This is a genomic window from Pseudoalteromonas sp. SaAl2 (assembly GCF_052947895.1).
In genome coordinates this window covers 1,733,897-1,752,804 of sequence record NZ_CM129605.1, presented here as the reverse complement: position 1 = coordinate 1,752,804, position 18,908 = coordinate 1,733,897, and the positions used below count along the sequence as shown (strand labels likewise).

Annotated in this window: 14 protein-coding genes and 4 pseudogenes; 11 read left to right on the top strand and 7 right to left on the bottom strand. The window is 39.5% G+C overall.

Features of this window, described 5'->3' with window-relative positions; all coding sequences use genetic code 11:
- Window positions 1-236 precede the first annotated feature (236 nt).
- Window positions 237-689, top strand: a complete 453-nt coding sequence (locus ACU8V8_RS08515) for a hypothetical protein (protein WP_446889466.1) — start codon at window positions 237-239, stop codon at window positions 687-689.
- 110 nt (window positions 690-799) lie between these two features.
- Here the strand turns inward: ACU8V8_RS08515 and bktB are convergent.
- Both bktB and ACU8V8_RS08505 read right to left on the bottom strand, forming a co-directional pair.
- A pseudogene (gene bktB / locus ACU8V8_RS08510) lies at window positions 800-1,994 on the bottom strand (beta-ketothiolase BktB).
- 225 nt (window positions 1,995-2,219) lie between these two features.
- Complete coding sequence (locus tag ACU8V8_RS08505) at window positions 2,220-2,429, bottom strand: hypothetical protein (RefSeq protein WP_446889465.1); 210 nt, start codon at window positions 2,427-2,429, stop codon at window positions 2,220-2,222.
- Window positions 2,430-2,480: 51 nt separating this feature from the next.
- Between ACU8V8_RS08505 and ACU8V8_RS08500 the strand changes: the two genes are divergently transcribed.
- Together ACU8V8_RS08500 and ACU8V8_RS08495 are read left to right on the top strand one after the other, a co-directional pair.
- Entirely contained in the window at window positions 2,481-3,014 is a 534-nt protein-coding gene (locus tag ACU8V8_RS08500) for a GNAT family N-acetyltransferase (protein WP_446889464.1), read from the top strand.
- Between the two features lie 194 nt (window positions 3,015-3,208).
- Window positions 3,209-3,463: a MetJ regulator of methionine regulon gene (locus ACU8V8_RS08495; RefSeq protein WP_446889463.1), complete on the top strand. Its 255-nt coding sequence runs from the start codon at window positions 3,209-3,211 to the stop codon at window positions 3,461-3,463.
- A gap of 184 nt (window positions 3,464-3,647) precedes the next feature.
- On the opposite strand, the gene ACU8V8_RS08490 is transcribed toward ACU8V8_RS08495, so the two are convergent.
- From ACU8V8_RS08490 to ACU8V8_RS08480, 3 genes are all read right to left on the bottom strand, one after another.
- Complete coding sequence (locus tag ACU8V8_RS08490) at window positions 3,648-5,384, bottom strand: AMP-binding protein (RefSeq protein ID WP_446889462.1); 1,737 nt, start codon at window positions 5,382-5,384, stop codon at window positions 3,648-3,650.
- Between the two features lie 195 nt (window positions 5,385-5,579).
- Complete coding sequence (locus ACU8V8_RS08485) at window positions 5,580-6,026, bottom strand: DUF3010 family protein (protein WP_087534174.1); 447 nt, start codon at window positions 6,024-6,026, stop codon at window positions 5,580-5,582.
- Between the two features lie 64 nt (window positions 6,027-6,090).
- Window positions 6,091-7,104, bottom strand: a complete 1,014-nt coding sequence (locus ACU8V8_RS08480; RefSeq protein WP_446889461.1) for an endonuclease/exonuclease/phosphatase family protein — start codon at window positions 7,102-7,104, stop codon at window positions 6,091-6,093.
- A 258-nt stretch (window positions 7,105-7,362) separates the two neighbouring features.
- Between ACU8V8_RS08480 and thrS the strand changes: the two are divergent.
- The 6 genes and pseudogenes from thrS to ACU8V8_RS08450 all read left to right on the top strand — a co-directional run bounded on the left by thrS (window position 7,363) and on the right by ACU8V8_RS08450 (window position 12,741).
- A pseudogene (thrS, locus tag ACU8V8_RS08475) lies at window positions 7,363-9,274 on the top strand (threonine--tRNA ligase).
- Between the two features lie 59 nt (window positions 9,275-9,333).
- Entirely contained in the window at window positions 9,334-9,894 is a 561-nt protein-coding gene (gene infC, locus ACU8V8_RS08470) for a translation initiation factor IF-3 (protein WP_087534172.1), read from the top strand.
- 211 nt (window positions 9,895-10,105) lie between these two features.
- Window positions 10,106-10,306, top strand: a complete 201-nt coding sequence (rpmI, locus tag ACU8V8_RS08465; protein ID WP_004587840.1) for a 50S ribosomal protein L35 — start codon at window positions 10,106-10,108, stop codon at window positions 10,304-10,306.
- A gap of 15 nt (window positions 10,307-10,321) precedes the next feature.
- Complete coding sequence (gene rplT, locus ACU8V8_RS08460; protein ID WP_008110477.1) at window positions 10,322-10,684, top strand: 50S ribosomal protein L20; 363 nt, start codon at window positions 10,322-10,324, stop codon at window positions 10,682-10,684.
- Window positions 10,685-10,846: 162 nt separating this feature from the next.
- A complete protein-coding gene (locus ACU8V8_RS08455) occupies window positions 10,847-11,920 on the top strand; it encodes a sensor histidine kinase (RefSeq protein WP_446889460.1) in 1,074 nt (357 codons plus the stop codon).
- Window positions 11,917-12,741 carry a LytR/AlgR family response regulator transcription factor gene (locus ACU8V8_RS08450; protein ID WP_290209013.1) on the top strand — a complete coding sequence of 275 codons (825 nt, stop codon included), beginning with the start codon at window positions 11,917-11,919 and terminating at the stop codon, window positions 12,739-12,741. The genes ACU8V8_RS08455 and ACU8V8_RS08450 overlap by 4 nt, the downstream gene beginning before the upstream one ends.
- A gap of 106 nt (window positions 12,742-12,847) precedes the next feature.
- Here the strand turns inward: ACU8V8_RS08450 and pyk are convergent, their stop codons facing one another.
- Entirely contained in the window at window positions 12,848-14,284 is a 1,437-nt protein-coding gene (gene pyk, locus ACU8V8_RS08445) for a pyruvate kinase (protein ID WP_446889459.1), read from the bottom strand.
- A 368-nt stretch (window positions 14,285-14,652) separates the two neighbouring features.
- Between pyk and gndA the strand changes: the two are divergent.
- Window positions 14,653-16,027, top strand: a pseudogene (gndA, locus tag ACU8V8_RS08440) (NADP-dependent phosphogluconate dehydrogenase).
- Between the two features lie 117 nt (window positions 16,028-16,144).
- Here the strand turns inward: gndA and ACU8V8_RS08435 are convergent.
- Window positions 16,145-16,658: pseudogene (locus ACU8V8_RS08435) on the bottom strand (DUF2062 domain-containing protein).
- Window positions 16,659-16,679: 21 nt separating this feature from the next.
- Here ACU8V8_RS08435 and ACU8V8_RS08430 point away from each other — a divergent pair.
- Window positions 16,680-18,902: a DNA internalization-related competence protein ComEC/Rec2 gene (locus ACU8V8_RS08430; RefSeq protein WP_446889609.1), complete on the top strand. Its 2,223-nt coding sequence runs from the start codon at window positions 16,680-16,682 to the stop codon at window positions 18,900-18,902.
- Window positions 18,903-18,908: the final 6 nt, after the last annotated feature.

Sequence of the window (18,908 nt, the reverse complement as noted above, 5' to 3'; positions counted from 1 at the left end):
CACTGCCGCCAGTAGCATATTCTTATCCTACCTCTCCAAATAAGCCACTCAAACACCTGTTATACCTTCCAAAACACCCATTAAAACAACAGCAAATCCTCTTTTTATATTTTATGTAAAAGTCAGTTGTCGATTGAATCAAAATAGGAACTCGGCTATGGTTAATCCATCAATAAAAATAAATTAAAAAACGAGTTATTCTACCAGCTTGTTAGGCATATACAGGACGTATTTTGATGGATTCAAATATTAATAAACCACTTATGTTTGGCGCTTTCTTTAGTGCAATTGCTGCTTTAGCTCATTTGGGGTGCATTATATTTGGTGGTGATTGGTACCGTTTTTTTGGTGCGGGTGAGCAAATGGCTAAAATGGCAGAAGCAGGTGAATCATATCCAGCCATCGTTACATCCGTATTAGTTTTAATCCTTTTTACTTGGTCTGTTTACGGGTTATCTGGCGCAAGGGTTATCGGTAAACTTCCACTTGTTAGAACCGCTTTAGTTCTTATTTCCTCTATTTATATTTTACGTGGTGTTTCATTTATTATATTAATGCCTATGTTCCCCGAAAATAGCATTGTTTTTTGGCTAGTCAGTTCAACAATATGTTTATTTATCGGTCTGTTATATTCTGTCGGTACTTACCAGAACTGGTCAAACTTACGTGTGAATATACTCAATAGATAAACTGCAGAGCTAAAGCTAGGCTTCAAATTAAAGCGACAACTTTATGAGCCATCATTTCACGCTGTTGGCTCAAAAGTGACACAATAATGAAGTTATAATTGGCTAATTATTTAGAATGCTTCAAAAATAGCGGCTATTCCTTGGCCACCACCTATGCACATAGTAACTAACCCATATTTACCATTAGTACGTTTAAGTTCGTATAGGCATTTGGTAGATAAAATAGCCCCGGTTGCACCAACTGGGTGGCCAAGTGCAATTGCACCGCCATTTGGGTTTACTTTATCAGCAGGAAAATCAAGCTCGTTAGCTACGCAAAGCGCTTGCGCTGCAAAGGCCTCATTTGATTCAATGACATCCATTTGCTCAATAGTTAAGCCTGTTTTTGCCATTACTTGTTGTACCGCAGGAATAGGGCCTATGCCCATTAAAGTTGGATCAACGCCTGCTCTGGCATAACCGATGAAACGCCCAAGTGGATTTAAACCTTGTTGAATGGCTTTTTTCTCCGACATCAGTACCAACATGGCTGCGCCATCATTTATGCCTGATGAGGTAGCGGCGGTCACTGTGCCATCATGTTTGAAGTACGGTTTTAGTGTGGCGAGCTTTTCACATGAGGTATCGGCGCGTACGTGCTCGTCGGTATCAAAAAAGTGCGTTCCTTTGCGTGTTTTTATTTCTACAGGCATAATTTGCTCTTCAAAGTATCCTGCGCTAATGGCTTTAGCGGCTTTATGATGGCTTTGTGCGGCGTATTCGTCCTGTTGTTCACGCGTTATGGTGTATCTATCGGCAATGTTTTCAGCGGTTATGCCCATTGGGTTGTTATCCCAAGGGGTCTTGTAATGTGGTTGTGAGCTCATCAATCATTATACTGTCACCCATTTTTTGCCCCCAGCGATTGCTGGTCAGGGTATAACTTGAGCTACTCATGCTTTCTGCACCACCTGCTAAAGCAGCATCTACATCTCCCAATTGAATTTGCTGCGCAGCTTGTATTATAGCCTCCAAGCCAGAGCCACATAAGCGATTTAGCGTAACTGCATGGCTGCTAATTGGTAGCCCTGCATCTAAACCTATAACTCTTGAGAGATACGCGTCCTTTGGCCCATTGTGGATCACTTTACCCACAATACAAGCACCAATTTTATCTGGTGAGAGTTGAGATCTGGTTATGGCTTCTTTTGCGCATAGGGTGCCTAGTTCAGCAGGCGTGAAATTTTTAAGACTGCCGCCAAAGCTACCGATGGCGGTACGTACCGCACTTACAATTACTACGCTGTGGGTATTTATTGTTGTCATGGTGATCACTTATTTGGTTAGCGATATGTGTCTAAACACTGATTAAGGTATTAATAAAACCACAATTTACCTTTAAACAAAAGGGAAGGAATCTTTTCGCTGATTATTAACCAAGAGTATTGGTTGTGTATCCAAAGCGCATATTGGGGTAGAAAAATGAGTGAAATTACACGGTGGTTAATCTTTGTTACACGACAGTTAATGTCGCAATATGTGCTCAGTGAACTAGTTAGAAGTTTTGTTGAGTTCCCTTGCTGCTTGGTTTGGTAACAGTACTTCAATAATTTCTCTTGCGGGGAGGGTGTAACGTACACCGTCAAACATCACCGAAGTGAATTCGTCGATACTGGTAATGCCAGTTAGGGTCCAGCCTTCACCTCTTTTTGGACAGTATACAGTTGTTGTTGGTTGAATAACTTTAAATTCTTCACTCATGGCAGTTACCTTAATACTTGTTAGTTGGCTATCTTAAGGTAATAATTAGCTTTGATAAAGTTTATTAACCCTTTTACTATGCAAAACCCTGTACTTTTAGAACGAGTCTCTCTTAGTTTAATTGCCCACAAACATGCTCCAGCACTTTTGGCTATTTTAACACAACCCCAAGTCGCACAATATAACGATTACGCGTTGCCTCTTAGCAGAGAGGAGGTTAAGCAAATGATCCAAAATGACATATCAAGTTATTACAATCAAACAGGCTTACGTTTAGCTATTTTAAATAATTTAGATGATTGTCTCATGGGCAGTGTTGGTTTTTACGATATAGGTGATGCACAAGCCTGGTTAGGTTTTGAATTATCGCACCAACATTGGAATCAAGGCTATATGTATGAGGTTTTAATTAACCTGATCAATAAGCTGGTATACACAAATTGGTTGGAAACCCCAATTACGACAATTTTTGCTCGTGTCGCAGCTGCCAACTGCAAATCTATACAGTTGTTAACTAAAATTGGCTTTAAGCAAATCGATGACGAAACTTGGGGTTTTGTTCAACAGCCCATGGAACAGTTTTAAATCAGGCTTAGCCATTTAGCTTAGAAATAATAAGCTCAGAAGCGATAACTTTTTGAGTTGAAAAAAACGAGGACTAATTGAGCTATAAATATCTAGTGTGTTTGCAATAGTTGATCATGCTAAAGTCGTGAGGTGGTTTATCTATGTAAGTACTGTGTCTTATTAGCTAGTTATCATTTGTTGGTGGTCAGTTTATGGAAACGTTCAGATTAGTTATTCTTATTTTAGCATGCCTTAGTATTCTTTTTGGTTATTTGCGTTTGCTCAGTGATGAAAATGGAAATGTGGATTTAAATAATTACCGCTTTACTGGTGGTCTTGGTAAAGTTCTTTATGGCGTATTTGAAGGCACCTGTGATTTATGTGCTTGCGAGCTCTCTAAAGAAGCTATCTGCGCAATAGCGATATATATGGGCGTTATACTTTTTGTATTTGGTTTTAACATTTAATAGAAGAAATGGTAGTTACCACTATACCGATTTTATTAGGCTTTGGTATAGCGCTATTCTCTGGTTAAACGCTTTGTATAGAGTGTCGAATGTAAAAATTTGAGGAGCTAATTAAAGCTCCTCTATAAAGCATAAAAGGCTGAAATAATTATATGACCCTAATGCCTAATCTAGCAGGGCATTCTTAAGAAAAAGCAGTTTCTTTTATGTCTTGTTGCATTTGCTCGCGCATTTTAAATTTTTGTAGTTTTCCGGTTACTGTCATTGGGTACTCATCAACAAAGCGGATATGCTTGGGGATTTTGAAGTAGGCAAGTTTGTCTTTTAAAAACAAACGAATCGCTTCCTCATTGAGTACTGCTCCTTCACTTGGTTGGATCCAGGCACAGACTTCCTCACCATATTTTTCATCACTAATACCAAATATAGCGGCATCTTGTATGCCAGGGTACGTATAGAGTACTTCCTCGATTTCCCGTGGGTAAATGTTTTCACCGCCGCGAATAATCATGTCTTTAATTCGCCCTACAATGGTTACAAAGCCTTCTTCATCCATAACCCCTAGATCGCCAGAGTGTAACCAGCCTTCATTATCAATAGTCGTTGCTGTTTTCTCTTCATCGTTCCAGTAGCAACGCATAATTCCTGCGCCTCTACTACATACTTCACCAGGGAGGCCTATTTTTTGAATTTCACCGACTTCATTAATAATTTTAACTTCAGTGTGGGCTAAGGCGCGACCTACTGTACTTACTTGTTTTTCTATCGGAGAGTCTGTTTCGGTGACATTGTTTATAGGGCTACATTCTGTTTGACCATAGCCAATCACTACCTCTTTCATATGCATTAATGTGTGTACTTTACGCATGACCTGCTCAGGGCAGGTTGACCCAGCCATAATACCAGTGCGTAAGCTAGACAGGTCGTAATTAGCGAAGTCTTTATGCTCAAGTTCTGCAATAAACATAGTTGGCACACCATGCAGTGCTGTGCAGCGTTCTTTTTCAACAATATCGAGTGTGGTTTTTGCATCAAATGAGTCACTTGGAAAGACTGCGGTGGCCCCTTTACTAATACACACTAAATTACCCAACACCATACCAAAGCAGTGATACAAAGGCACTGGGATACAAAGTTTGTCTTTTGCTGTTAGCTTCATCGCCTCGGCCATTAAAAAACCATTGTTAAGAATATTTTTGTGCGTGAGCGTGGCTCCTTTAGGGTTACCTGTTGTGCCTGATGTAAATTGTATATTGATATCCTGATCTGCATTAAGAGTGGCTGCAATGGCGTCTAGTTCATATTTATGCGTAGAGTTAGGCATTGATAAAACATCTGCAAAACTGAACATACCCGGCGCTGACTCGTTGCCAATACGAATTATATTTTTAAGATGAGGCAGGTTATGGCTATTTGTTTTTCCGGCGTCGGTGTTTTCAAGCTCAGGGATGAGTTCGTTAAGCATTGCAAGGTAATTGCTTGCTTTAAAACTGGACGCCGTAATAAGCGTAGAACACTCGACTGTATTGAGCGCATATTGTAATTCGTTCGGTCGAAATGCCGGGTTGATGCACACCATGATTGCGCCAATTTTAGCTGTAGCAAACTGGGTTAAAGACCATTCAAGGTTGTTAGGAGACCAAATACCAACTCTGTCGCCAGGTTTCACACCTAAAGCCAGTAAACCTTGTGCTAACTGATTAATTTGCTGTTGGTATTCTTTATAGCTGAGTCGAACATTCTGATGGCTTACAATTATGGCTGGGTGATCTGGGTTATTGTCGACAATGCTATCAAGATAGTCACCAATTGTTTGATTAATTAAAGGAGACGACTGTGATCCTTTATAGTAGCTGTGTTGTAACGGTAAACTGTTCTGTGTAACTGAGCCAGATTCAGTGGCGACTTTACTTACTTGCATGTGTGTGCTCCATGTCATTGTGTGAGAGTGTACAATGTTAGAAAAGCACAAATTGTCGACAAATAAAAGTCAGTTAAGACCAATGTCTCAATTATTATTTGTTAAAAATAAAAAACGCGAGGAACAAAACACTCTGTAAGTGGCTTATTCTCTCGCGTTTTAATGGGTAGCTTGAAAAAAATATTTAGCTATTTTTTATACATCATCACTGCGGTATGTTTTACGCATAATATAAACATAGGCATTAATAAATGCATTTTCCTGATATTTTTTAAGGCCGGTATCTTCAAAATCAATTGGCACAGGGTTACGTTTAAGCTGCTCTTTAATTGTGGTCGGGCTAAACACTTGAACGTCAAGGTTTTCAATTAGCTGGATGGCAGTTTCCATTTTGAAGCCTTTTGCACTACCTGCGAACTTACCTTTTGGCTGGCGTTCACGAATGGCGACAGAATCAATTTGATAATCTTGCATTAATTTAGCAAAATCAAACTGAAATTTACGCATGATCTCTGTGTCATTGCCATTACCAAGGGTAAAGCGTGTTTGGCGTACATCGCGAATATCAAATACGTCGTTGTCTTTACTTAAAATACACAGGAGTACGTCGCTACCTGTTATTTCTACACCGCATGTTCTCATTGGTTTTTCTCTAAAAATCTAGTTACTGTCATTATATCAATTAACTTTATTAAAAGCAGTGCATTTAATAAATGATTTCGATGCCAATTCCACCGTGGTCGCTTGAGCAAATATCTTCAGCCATTTGATCTGGTTTTAAGTGGTCGTTAAAACTTAAATAGTTTAATGAAGTTATATTTGATAACGCACAGTGGGTATTAAAGTGACCAGATAACAGAATGTAATCAAGTACGTTTGCTCTGCCACGATAATAGTGGCTCGGTGCTCGGGCTTTGTTTTGCCGATGTTGCTCACTTAAATTAAATGCATCAGTTAAGCCTACAATCGGTTGTGCTAACTCTTTACATGGCTCGCAACTGATAGGATGAAAGCCTTGTGTCATAAATGATAGAGCAGGGCTATCTATAGAGTCATTAAAGTCACCAATCACGATTGTTGCACAGTTTTGCTCTCGTTGGGTTTTAAGAGCATCGTAATAGATAATTGATGCCTCTAGTGAGCGGGAAATTTGCGATTGCATCATCCCAACTGTTTGCTGTAATAAATTGAGTAAAGGGTCATCTTGGTTGTGGATGTTTAACATATGGGCCATGGAATTGACCCGTTGTGATTTAAAGTGCACCACATAAAAGTACACTTTGCCAAGTCCTTTTAGTTCAACATAGCATTTTATGGGTGTGCGATTAAATTTAAATTCATTTTGATTATTAAGGTATTCGAGCAGCTCAGGACAAGGGCTAAGAGCTTGGCATTGTTGCATTGGGAACCTTGCTGCAATAGCGACTACAGGATTAAATAATACTTGTGGGTAAAGGTTATCGCTTTTAGGTGTTGCTACGGTGGTAAAATAATTGTAGCCGTGCTCTTTGCATAAGGTTTCCAATGGTTTAATACTGAATACTTCTTGAAAAGCCACAATATCAGCCTGACTGTTACTTAAAAAATCACTTATAAACGTTTGTTTTTGCCGCCATTGTGTTGCGTTATAGCGTTCATGTAATTGGTAAAAAGAATAGGGTGGGGCTGCAAAGTTTAGTAAATTGAGGCTGGCGATGCGTATCGATTTTTGACGACTCATAATGATTTCTCACAGCAAAAATTAGTCTAAGTATGAAATGCGCGGCTTATTTGTCAATTTGTCGGGTTAAATACTTGTATTTCATTGTTTCAGGCGCGACAATAGTGCTGCACTTAGCAAGACTCAACAGGTGCATTAACCGTAAATGGTTAACGATAACAATGCTTATTCGTAAAAGCGTTGTGGAGTTACTTATTTTTAATTTATTTAAATACATGTGATGCATTGTAGGCGTCACCACTGTACAAAGGATTTATAATGCCAGTTATTACCCTCCCTGACGGCAGTCAGCGTAGTTTTGAAAACCCCGTTAGTACTCTTGATGTAGCAAATGATATCGGCCCAGGCCTTGCTAAAGCGACCATTGCTGGTCGTGTTAATGGCGACCGTGTTGATGCATGCGATTTAATTTCTGAAGATTCACGCTTAGAAATTATAACCGCTAAAGACGACGATGGGTTAGAGATCATTCGTCACTCATGTGCTCACTTAATAGGTCATGCTGTTAAACAGTTATTCCCTGAAGCAAAAATGGCAATTGGCCCAACAATCGATAATGGTTTTTACTATGATATCGATATGGAACACTCACTAAGTCAAGAAGACTTAGATGCCATTGAAAAGCGCATGTTACAACTTGCTAAAACAAACTACGACGTAGTGAAAAAAACCGTCAGCTGGCAAGAAGCGCGCGATGCATTTGAAGCGCGCGGCGAAACATACAAAATTGAAATCTTAGACGAGAATATCGGCAAAGATGACCGCCCAGGTCTGTATCATCATGAAGAATATGTTGATATGTGCCGTGGCCCTCACGTACCAAATATGAAATTCTGCCAACACTTCAAAATTATGAAAGTGGCGGGTGCTTATTGGCGTGGTGATTCAGAAAACAAAATGCTACAACGTATTTATGGCACCGCTTGGGGCGATAAAAAACAACTCAAAGCGTATTTAAAACGCTTAGAAGAAGCTGAAAAACGTGATCACCGTCGTATTGGTAAAGCACTTGATTTATGGCACTGGCAAGAAGAAGCGCCAGGCATGGTATTTTGGCACAACGATGGTTGGAGCATTTACCGTGAGCTTGAAGAGTTTGTACGTGAAAAACTACGTGAGTACCAGTACGAAGAAGTAAAAGGTCCAATGATGATGGACCGCTCGTTATGGGAAAAATCAGGTCACTGGGATAAATATTCAGATGCGATGTTTACCACTGAGTCTGAAAAGCGTGAGTATGCAATCAAGCCAATGAACTGCCCAGGTCATGTGCAGATTTTTAATCAAGGTTTAAAATCTTACCGCGATTTACCACTTCGTATGGCTGAGTTTGGTTGTTGTCACCGTAATGAACCGTCAGGCGCATTACACGGACTAATGCGTGTTCGTGGTTTTACCCAAGATGATGCCCACGTTTTCTGTACAGAAGACCAAGTGATGGATGAAGTATCATCATGTATTAAAATGGTTTACGACACGTACGAAACGTTTGGCTTTGAAAAAATAGTTGTTAAGCTTTCGACACGCCCTGAAAAGCGTATCGGCGAAGACGAAATTTGGGATAAAGCCGAACAAGCGCTGGCTGATGCACTTAAAGCAAATGACATCGAATTTGATTATTTACCGGGTGAAGGTGCCTTCTACGGTCCTAAAATTGAATTTACTTTGTACGATTGCTTAGACAGAGCGTGGCAGTGTGGTACAGTGCAACTAGATTTTGCATTACCGGGTCGTTTAGGTGCTACCTATGTTGCTGAAAACAACGAACGTCGCACACCAGTAATGATTCACCGTGCTATTTTAGGGTCAATTGAACGCTTTATTGGTATTTTGACCGAAGAATATGCAGGTTTATTCCCAACGTGGCTTGCGCCTAAGCAAGTGGTGATTATGAATATCACCGATAAACAAGCGGATTATGTGCACGAAATTGTACAAAAAATTAAATAAACTTGGAATTAGAGCCGCTGCTGACTTGAGAAATGAGAAGATTGGCTTTAAAATCCGAGAACATACATTAAAACGTATTCCTTACTTACTTGTTGTTGGCGATAAAGAAGTTGAACAACAAGAAGTAGCAGTACGTACCCGCACAGGTGAAGACTTGGGCAAATTTAACGTTGATGATTTCGTCGCTAAAATTAGTGAAGAAATTAAAAATCGACAATAAAAATCCGGTGTGCAGGGCATTAACACAACTGCTAACTGCACACTTATTATTTGATATTCTTGGAGGAACGTACCATTAGAGGCGGCAAGAAAGGGCAACAAACAGCTCAAAAAAATCGTATCAACGATGAAATTACAGCTAAAGAAGTTCGTTTAATCGACATCGACGGCGAGCAAGCTGGCATTCAAACATTAAGAGATGCGCAAGCTATGGCTGATGAAGCAGGTGTTGATCTAGTAGAGATCAGCCCAAATGCTGAGCCGCCTGTGTGTAAGGTCATGGATTACGGTAAGTTCATCTTTGAAAAAAGCAAAGAACTAAAAGAACAGAAGAAGAAACAAAAGCAAATCCAGATAAAAGAAATCAAATTCCGTCCGGGTACGGATGAAGGTGATTATCAGGTTAAGCTTCGTAACTTACGTAAGTTCTTAGAAGCGGGTGATAAAGCTAAAATCACTATTCGTTTCCGTGGCCGTGAAATGGCGCACCAAGAAATTGGTATCGAACTACTAAACCGTATTAAAGCTGATTTAGAAGAACTTGCACAAGTTGAGTCTTTCCCAAATCGTGTTGAGGGACGTCAAATGGTTATGATGATGTCTCCTATTGCTAAAAAGTAATAAACGAGCTAGAATACGCACCGAATTTAGCTCAGGTCTACAAGTAATATGCAAGTATTCACCTGAGTTAACCGGTTTTAAAGTAAAACTGCAGCATTTATGTTGGGTTTTCACCGGAATATGGCAGTAAGTTAGGCCTAAAAGTGGAGCTATAGCAATATATCTCACGCCTGCTTACTAATTTTAAAGCAATACATTTGGAGTTATTGCAATGGCTTATAAGCTAAAAAGTCACAGAGGCGCTGCTAAGCGTTTCAAGAAAACTGCTTCTGGCGGTTTCAAGCGTAAACAAGCGCATCTTCGTCATATTCTGACTAAGAAAACTTCTAAGCGTAAGTTACACCTACGTCCTAAGATGATGGTTCATAAAAATGACCATGGTCTAGTTTCACGTATGTTACCATTCGCTTAATAGGGGTTTTTAGAAATGGCAAGAGTTAAACGCGGCGTTGTCGCACGTGCACGTCACAAAAAAGTTTTAAAACAAGCAAAAGGTTACTACGGAGCACGTTCACGTGTTTACCGCGTAGCTTTCCAGGCTGTTACTAAAGCGGGTCAATACGCTTACCGTGACCGTCGTGCTAAGAAACGTACTTTCCGTCAATTATGGATTGCACGTATCAATGCTGCTTCACGTCAAAATGGTCTGTCTTACAGCCGTTTTATCAATGGTCTTAAAAAGACTTCTGTAGAAATCGATCGTAAGATCCTTGCAGATATCGCTGTTTATGACCAAGTTGCATTCGCAGCGCTTGTTGCAAAAGCAAAAGAAGGCCTAGCGGCAGCTTAAGCTTTACATATAAGTAGTGAAAAGGAGCCTTAGGCTCCTTTTTTTTGTGCCTGAAAGAAAATTTTTTTGCGGTAAGCCTCTTGAAAAGCAAGACAAGAAGTAGTGATCATCACCTTGCTAAACCGATATAATAATTACAAATAATTGAGGTAAAGATAAATTTTGAATTGGCAATCATTAGTCGATAACCGTCAACGTTTTTTCTGGCTATTACAAGTAGCCGGTTGGATTGGTTATGCGCTGGTAAATTACATTGGCTCCAAAGTATTTGAAATGCGCGATATATACGTTTTTGTTATTTTGCTAAATGCGTACGCGGGTTGTTTAATGACTGTGCCACTTCGTTATATGTATCGCAAGGCATGGAATGCATCGCCTTGGATACTCATGTTAGTGGTATTTAGTGCGTCTTATGTTACCGGTACATTATGGGCGGTTGTGCAAAAGTTTAACTTATGGGAAATATACCGCCATGGCTATAGACCCAATGAGTGGTTTTATTATTTCCAACAAGGGCTTGACTCGGTTTACATCATTTTGTGTTGGAGCGGTTTATATTTTGGCATTAAATATTATCAGTTATTACAAAGTGAGCGCCAAAAAGCATTAAAAGCCACCACAATGGCCCACGAAGCACAATTAAAAATGCTGCGCTATCAGCTTAATCCTCACTTTTTGTTTAATACGCTCAATGCTATATCTACACTTATATTGGTCAAAGAAAATAAAGATGCCAACTTGATGGTATCAAAATTGAGTGACTTTTTACGTTATACACTTAATACTGATCCGATTAAAAAAGTCCCCCTCGAGCAAGAATTACATGCGCTAATGCTGTATCTAGAGATAGAGCGAGTACGTTTTGATGAACGTTTGAAAGTGAATATAGATATCAGCGATGAAGCAAAGAATGCATTGGTGCCAAGTTTGATATTGCAACCGATCATCGAAAATGCAATTAAATATGCCATAGCTCACTTATCTGAGGGCGGTGAAATTGACATCAAAGCACAAGTTTTTGCTAATGAACTATTATTGGAAGTAGGCGATAATGGACCAGGTACGGAGTTACTCAATGGTCAATTGGTTAATTCACAGGGTGTGGGTGTTGCAAACACCAAAGACCGTTTGAAAACCTTGTATGAGAATAACTATTCGTTTGTGTTATCACACAATACGCCAAGTGGATTAAAAGTGAATCTGCGCGTTCCGTTTGAAAAGGCTGTTAAGAAATGAGCAAGATTAAAACCCTGATTGTCGATGATGAACCGTTAGCCCGTAGAGGTTTAGCGGTAAGGCTTGAAGAGTTTGACGAGATAGAAGTCGTTAAGCTGTGCAGTTCAGGCCAAGAAGCGATTGATGAATGCCAAGCAGGGCAAATAGATTTAGTTTTTTTAGATATTCAAATGCCAGGTATGAATGGTTTTGAGGTTGCACGCGCACTCAGTGAAAGTGTTAGAGCATTACCTGCTATTGTCTTTGTTACGGCATTTGATCAGTTCGCGGTCAAAGCATTTGAAATACATGCTTTAGATTATATTCTTAAACCAGTCGATGACAACAGACTAAAACAGGCGGTAGAAAAAGTGCATACCTATTTAAAAACGCAACAAGACAACGCCCATAAAAAGAAATTAGCGAGTTTTGTAGCGGGAATAACCGGTAATAATTGCGAAGAGATCTTAAAAAAATTAGCCACCGGGGATACCTTATCAGATAAGCGTTACCCAGAGTCATTAGCTGTAAAAGAGCAGGGGGAAATTATCCGTGTTCCCGTAGCGACTATTCAATGGGTTGATGCAGCAGGCGATTATATGTGTTTGCACTGTCAAGACGGGCAGACTCATATATTACGCAAAACCATGAAAGAGCTAGAGCAAGAGTTAGATCCACAATTATTTGTGCGGGTTCACCGCAGTGCCATTGTTAATACAAAGCAAATCAGTAAATTGGTCACTCAAGTAAGTGGTGAGTATCTGTTAGTGTTAGATAACGGGCAAGAGCTAAAAGTGAGCCGAAGTTATCGTGATAAGGTAAAAGCTGCATTAGCAAGTTAGTATTGCTCAAAGCAAGTTAGTTTATAACGCGACTTTTAGTTAATTAAAAACGCGAGCATTTATGTGCTCGCGTTTTTTTATTTGAACTAATAGTTGAAGTGGCTAATTAAGCCACTGTTACTATTTTCATGGTGTTAGTTGCACCTACAGTTTCCATTGCATCACCATGAGTGATGATCACTGTGTCACCTGATTTTAATGAACCGGCAGTCACTAACGTATTTAGCGCATCTTTTACCATGTTATCTTTTTCACATTGTGTTGAGTCAAAAAACACAGGGTAAACACCACGGTACAGTGCCGTTTGTCCTAATGTACTTGCATGACGAGACAGTGAGAAAATTGGTAAGCCAGAGCTAATACGTGACATAAGCTTAGCTGTGCTGCCTGATTCAGTTAATGTAACAATTGCTTTTACTGAATCTAAGTGATTAGCAGCGTACATTGCAGATAATGCGATTGACTCAGCGTTTGAAGAAAAACGGCTGTCTAAACGGTGTTTAGATACATGTGTCTCTTTTTGTGATTCAGCACCTAAACAAACACGTGCCATTGTTGCAACGGTTTCTTCAGGGTAATCACCGGCAGCAGTTTCAGCTGAAAGCATTACCGCATCAGTGCCATCGAGTACCGCATTGGCAACATCCATAACCTCAGCACGCGTTGGCATTGGATTATCAATCATTGATTCCATCATTTGAGTTGCAGTAACGACCGTTCGGTTTAACGAACGTGCACGACGAATAATCAGCTTTTGTTTACCCATAAGCGCGGCATCACCGATTTCAACCCCTAAATCACCACGTGCAACCATAACTGCATCTGAAGCAAGTACGATGTCATCAACGGCTTCAACGGTTTCAACCGCTTCAGCTCGTTCAATTTTAGCTAGTAATTGTGCTTTAGAACCAGCAGCTTCAGCAAGTGAGCGTACATAACGCATGTCATCACCACTGCGTGGGAATGATACGGCGATGTAATCAACATCGATTTCAGCGGCTGTAAGTAAATCTTCTTTATCTTTTTCAGTAAATGCAGGGGCTGTTAAACCACCACCTAAACGGTTGATACCTTTATTATTCGATAAAACGCCGCCAACGGTAACCGAAGTATGTACGAGGTGGCCTTCAACACTTTCTACTGTTAATTGAATTAAGCCATCGTTTAATAAAAGTAGATCGCCAGGTGATACATCTTGCGGCAATTCTTTATAGTCGATACCAACGGCATTAACATCGCCTTCACCTTTTTCCATTTTTGCATCAAGGATAAACTTAGCACCTACATCTAAAGTTACTTTACCTTCTTTGAAGGTAGAGACACGAATTTTGGGGCCTTGTAAATCGGCTAAAATTGCGATGTGCTTGCCTAAATTTTTTGCGATATCACGAACAGCTTGTGCTCGGTCTTTATGATCTTGGGCTACGCCATGTGAGAAGTTCAAACGCACTACGTTTGCACCAGCACGGATTATTTTTTCTAGGTTGTTATCACGATCGGTTGCAGGTCCAAGGGTAGCGACTATTTTTGTGCGTCTAAGCATCAAATTCTCCTGTAGGCTTACAAGGTAAGCAGGTTGACGGTTATATTCGTTTTTAAATATTTGCGTTTATACACAAATATGGGGTTTTAAGGCAGTGTGAACACATTATATAAACAAAGTGTTATTTAATTGCTGCCAATATTTATACAAAATTAATATTACGACATTATGACACCGGTGTCAGCGTCAGTCAATGTTCTAATTGATGTTAAATAATCCCTGTGTTGCTCGTTGTTTGATATAATACCTAGGCGTGTATTTAGAGCGGTTACTTTAACTCAGGCTCGCATTTTTGAGCGGCTTGGGTATAATGCGCGCGGTATTATTTTCATTTACTAACCAATAGTTGTTACCGAGGAGGACACTAAATGCAAGTTGCATTAGTAGGGTTAGGCGTTATGGGTAAAAATCTGGCTCTAAACCTGATAGAAAAAGGGCTGACACTCGTAGCTTATGATAAAAACCCCGATGCGGGCGAAGAGTTATTAAGTTGTGCTAAATCTCAAGGCATGGCGGATCGTCTGCATATTGTGTCTGATTTAAATGACATGGTTAAAAGGTTAACAGCACCTCGTTCAATTTTACTGTTAGTACCTGCTGGTGAATTGGTTGATAAAGTGTGTACTGAACTAGTAGAAGCTGGTGTTGATTGTAACGATATTATTGTTGATTGTGGTAACAGTAACTACAAAGATGGCATAACTCGTAAATTAAAGTATCAAAACAAATTTGAGTTTGCCACGATGGGGATTTCTGGCGGTGCCGAAGGTGCGCGTCACGGGCCTGCTATGATGGCCAGTGGTTCCAGAGGGCGGTTGGGAGCGTGTCGAGCCATGGTTTGAAAAAGTGGCTGCCAGTTATAAAGGTGACTCATGTTTTGCTCGAGTAGGTCAATCAGCAAGCGGCCACTTTGTGAAGATGGTTCATAATGGTATTGAATATGCGTTAATGCAACTTATTGCTGAAATGTATCAGTTGCTTCGTTTAGGTACGAATCGTTCCCCAAAGGAAGTAGCTGCTATTTTTGAGCAATGGGCAGAAGGCGACTTAAACAGCTATTTATTATCCATTTCTAGCCATATTTTATCTTTAGAAACAAATAATGATGAGTCATTAGTTGATTTAATTGATAATAAAGTCGGTGCTAAAGGCACTGGACTTTGGACTGCACAAAACGCTCTAGAGCTTGGTATTGCAGTGCCATCGTTAGTTGCTGCTGTGCAAGCTCGTCACTTAACTAACACCTGCGATACTCATGCTGCAAAAGAAATGACTTACGCTGCAAAATCTACCACTGAGGTTAAGCTTGATTTAGATGAGCTTAAAGAAGCATTTCTACTGGCTAGTTTATTGGCTTATCGCCAAGGTCTTGCGTTAATCAAAGGGGCATCACGTGCGCATCAGTGGAAAGTCGATTTATCGAAAACGCTACAGACGTGGCGTGCTGGTTGTATTATTCGTGCCGATTACTTAGATAATATCGCACAAGGCGTCGAGTTCATTGATACACTTGAAAAAGAAGCTAATTCATTACGTAAAATTACAGGTCAAGCAATGATGACTGGCTTAGCATTCCCAGTTTTAAGTTCAACACAAACTTATTTTGCAACACTAACGACACCAAGTAATGGACATTTAGTCCAAGCTCAGCGCGATTATTTTGGTGAGCATGGCATTAAAACTCATGGTGGTGAAATCTGTCATTTAACTGATTTAGTCGAGATTGACGCTAAAGTACGTTAATACACTTTGAAACTCTAGCATCGCGGAGTCTACTAAAAAGCCAGCTAATTTAGCTGGCTTTTTTTGATCTTGTTCTATATTTGGTACAAATGTAGCGTTTGACTATAATTTATTAACTTAGTCTTTTAAGTGACGATTTAGCCACGCCTTACGTACTGAGCGTCGCCAAAGTAAATCAATGCCAAAGTAGCCTATTACCGAAGCGGCTGTTGCACATATCACAGAACCCAATAAAAACGCGGGACCAATAGTGGTAAGGCTTTCGATGAACCATTGCCAACTTGGTTCAAAAAGCAAAGTGTTGCTCAGGCTGTCCAAGTGCAATGGTACCAACTAAGTATGAACAATAAAAAATAGGCGGCATTGTTAATGGGTTGGTGATCCAAACAACGGCAACAGATATAGGCAGATTGACCCTTAAAGGAATAGCGAGAGCTGCAGCTAAAACCATCTGAAAAGGAACAGGGATGAAAGCAAAGAATAAACCGACAGAGAATGCGCCTCGCGCGGAACGTCGATTTAGGTGCCACAGGTTGGCATCGTGGAGTAAACGGCCAAAAATTTGTAAAAATTTATGCTGTTTAATCGTATTGTGATCGGGTAAAAACCGTTGGATCGTTTTCTTAGCCATTTAAAGCAACCATTTACATCAGTGTGGTTAAGCATTGGGTTTGTTATTGGCTGCGTTACAACCGTTTTTTATTATCAGACCCTTGTATTTACTCTCTTAACATTATCTATAGTGATAACGAGCGTGTATTTTAAGCCGTTTTTGCCCGTATTGTTAGGTTTTATTTGCGGGATTTTATCTGTTTGGGTACATTTTTCATGTTTTTATTCGATTTCTTATTCCAGTGTGACTGAAAATCAATCAAAACTTGTGACATTTGACGTTGTTGAGATTATTTCTAAGCGTGATAACTATTATTTAAAAGCTAAACTTCATAACCCACGAAACATAATTAGCTTTAAAGCTCCACAGGCATTAGTGAGTCTAAAAACCGATGCAGACATCGCTATAGGTGACAGAATAACTACTCGGCTTAAATTAACTAAGTTTCGCAGTCAAAAAAATTTTCATGGCTTTGATAGAGAGCGTTACTCGTTCAGTCAACGGTTATTTTTTAAGGCAAAACAAGCTTCCTCATCTATGCAAATAATAAAGCCGAATAAAGCCAGTAGCATTAAAGCATATCGTCATTTTATTAAAGCCACTTACGATGATACTCAGATGAGTTGGCTTTACTATGCTCTATTGACTGGAGATAGAGCATTAATGTCGTATGAACAAAAACAAACCATACAACAGTTTGGTTTAAGTCATCTGTTAGCTATCTCTGGTTTGCATATTGGTCTGATGTTTGGTATTGGCTATTTTGTAGCCAAACACATAGTGTATCTTTTTATAACTTTAATAAATCAAACCGTTAATCTTTCACTCATTTATAGCACAGGAGGGTTCATTTTTGCGTTTTGTTATGTGTATTTGAGTGACTTTTTAGTTTCAGCCACGCGTGCGTTAATTATGTTGGGGTGTTATTTGCTCGTCTATTTTTATTCTAAGCAAGCTTTGAAGTGGCATAGTCTATTATATGCGCTGGTACTTACCTTAGCGATTGATCCATTTAGCTTGCTAAATCCTGGGCTATATTTTTCATTTTGTGCCGTTGCGATTATTTTTTTAATTTTAAATATGTTATCAAGCTTTCGTGGTGGTTTTTTCGCATTATTGAAAAATTTAACTGTTATACAATGTGCGCTGTTTGTAGGTTTACTACCATTATCTTTATATTTTTTTAATGGGGTTAGCTTAATCGGTTTAGCAGTTAACTTGGTTGCGATCCCTTTATTGAGTTTTGTGATCATGCCATGTTTAGTACTGTTCACTTCGCTTAGTATTTTCATCAGCATTGAGCCAATAATTCAAATTTTAGATAGCTTATTAAACCTTTGTTTCAGCGTTCTTTTGAATATACCTAATGAATACCGCTGGCTTAGTTCGCATACATTGAGTTTGGTGTTAGTGCAGACATTTTATCTTAGTGGGATTATTTTCTACCTCTTACCTACAAAAAAATTATTGGCGTTAATTCCTTTGTTTTTAGCGTTAGTTGATACTCTTTTGCAAGTAAAGCCTACTTGGCAACTCGACGTGTTTGATGTGGGCCACGGCACTATGGTCTTGATAAGTAAAAATGGTAAAGGCTTTGTGTATGATTTAGGCCCTATTTATTTTAACCAATATACTCGTGTCCATTCGTATTTGTTACCCCACATTCAAAACAACGCCATTACAGTTGAGCATTCTGTGGTTAGCCATATGGATAAAGATCATGCAGGGGGGCTAAAGCCATGGTTAGCGCAGGGGTATTTAGAAACGTTTAATTTATTACAACCTAAAGGACCTGAGCAAGGGTGTTTAGCTAAACAGTTTAGGTTTCAAGGTTTAGAGTTTACAGTGAGCAAAAACTTAGGGAATTTTACTTCAGATAATGATAACTCATGTGTGATCCATATCTCAGATGGCGCATTTAGTGTGTTGTTACCTGGAGATATTACAATGCAACGGGAACATGAATTAATCAAGCAAAATGAAGACTTGAAAAGTACCATATTGTTAAGCCCTCATCATGGCAGTAAAACATCATCAAGCGACGAGTTTGTGAACGCTGTAAGCCCACAGGTTGTATTGCATTCAACATCCTATAAAGGGCAGTGGGGTTTACCCCATGAAGAAGTTGTAAAACGTTATCAAAAAAAACACGCTCAGCAGTATTCAACAGCTATACATGGCCAAATTAGTATCAAATTTTATCAAAGTGAATACAAAATTGACTACGCACGCGCACAAAGTTATTGGTTTCTAAAAGATTGAGTTTAG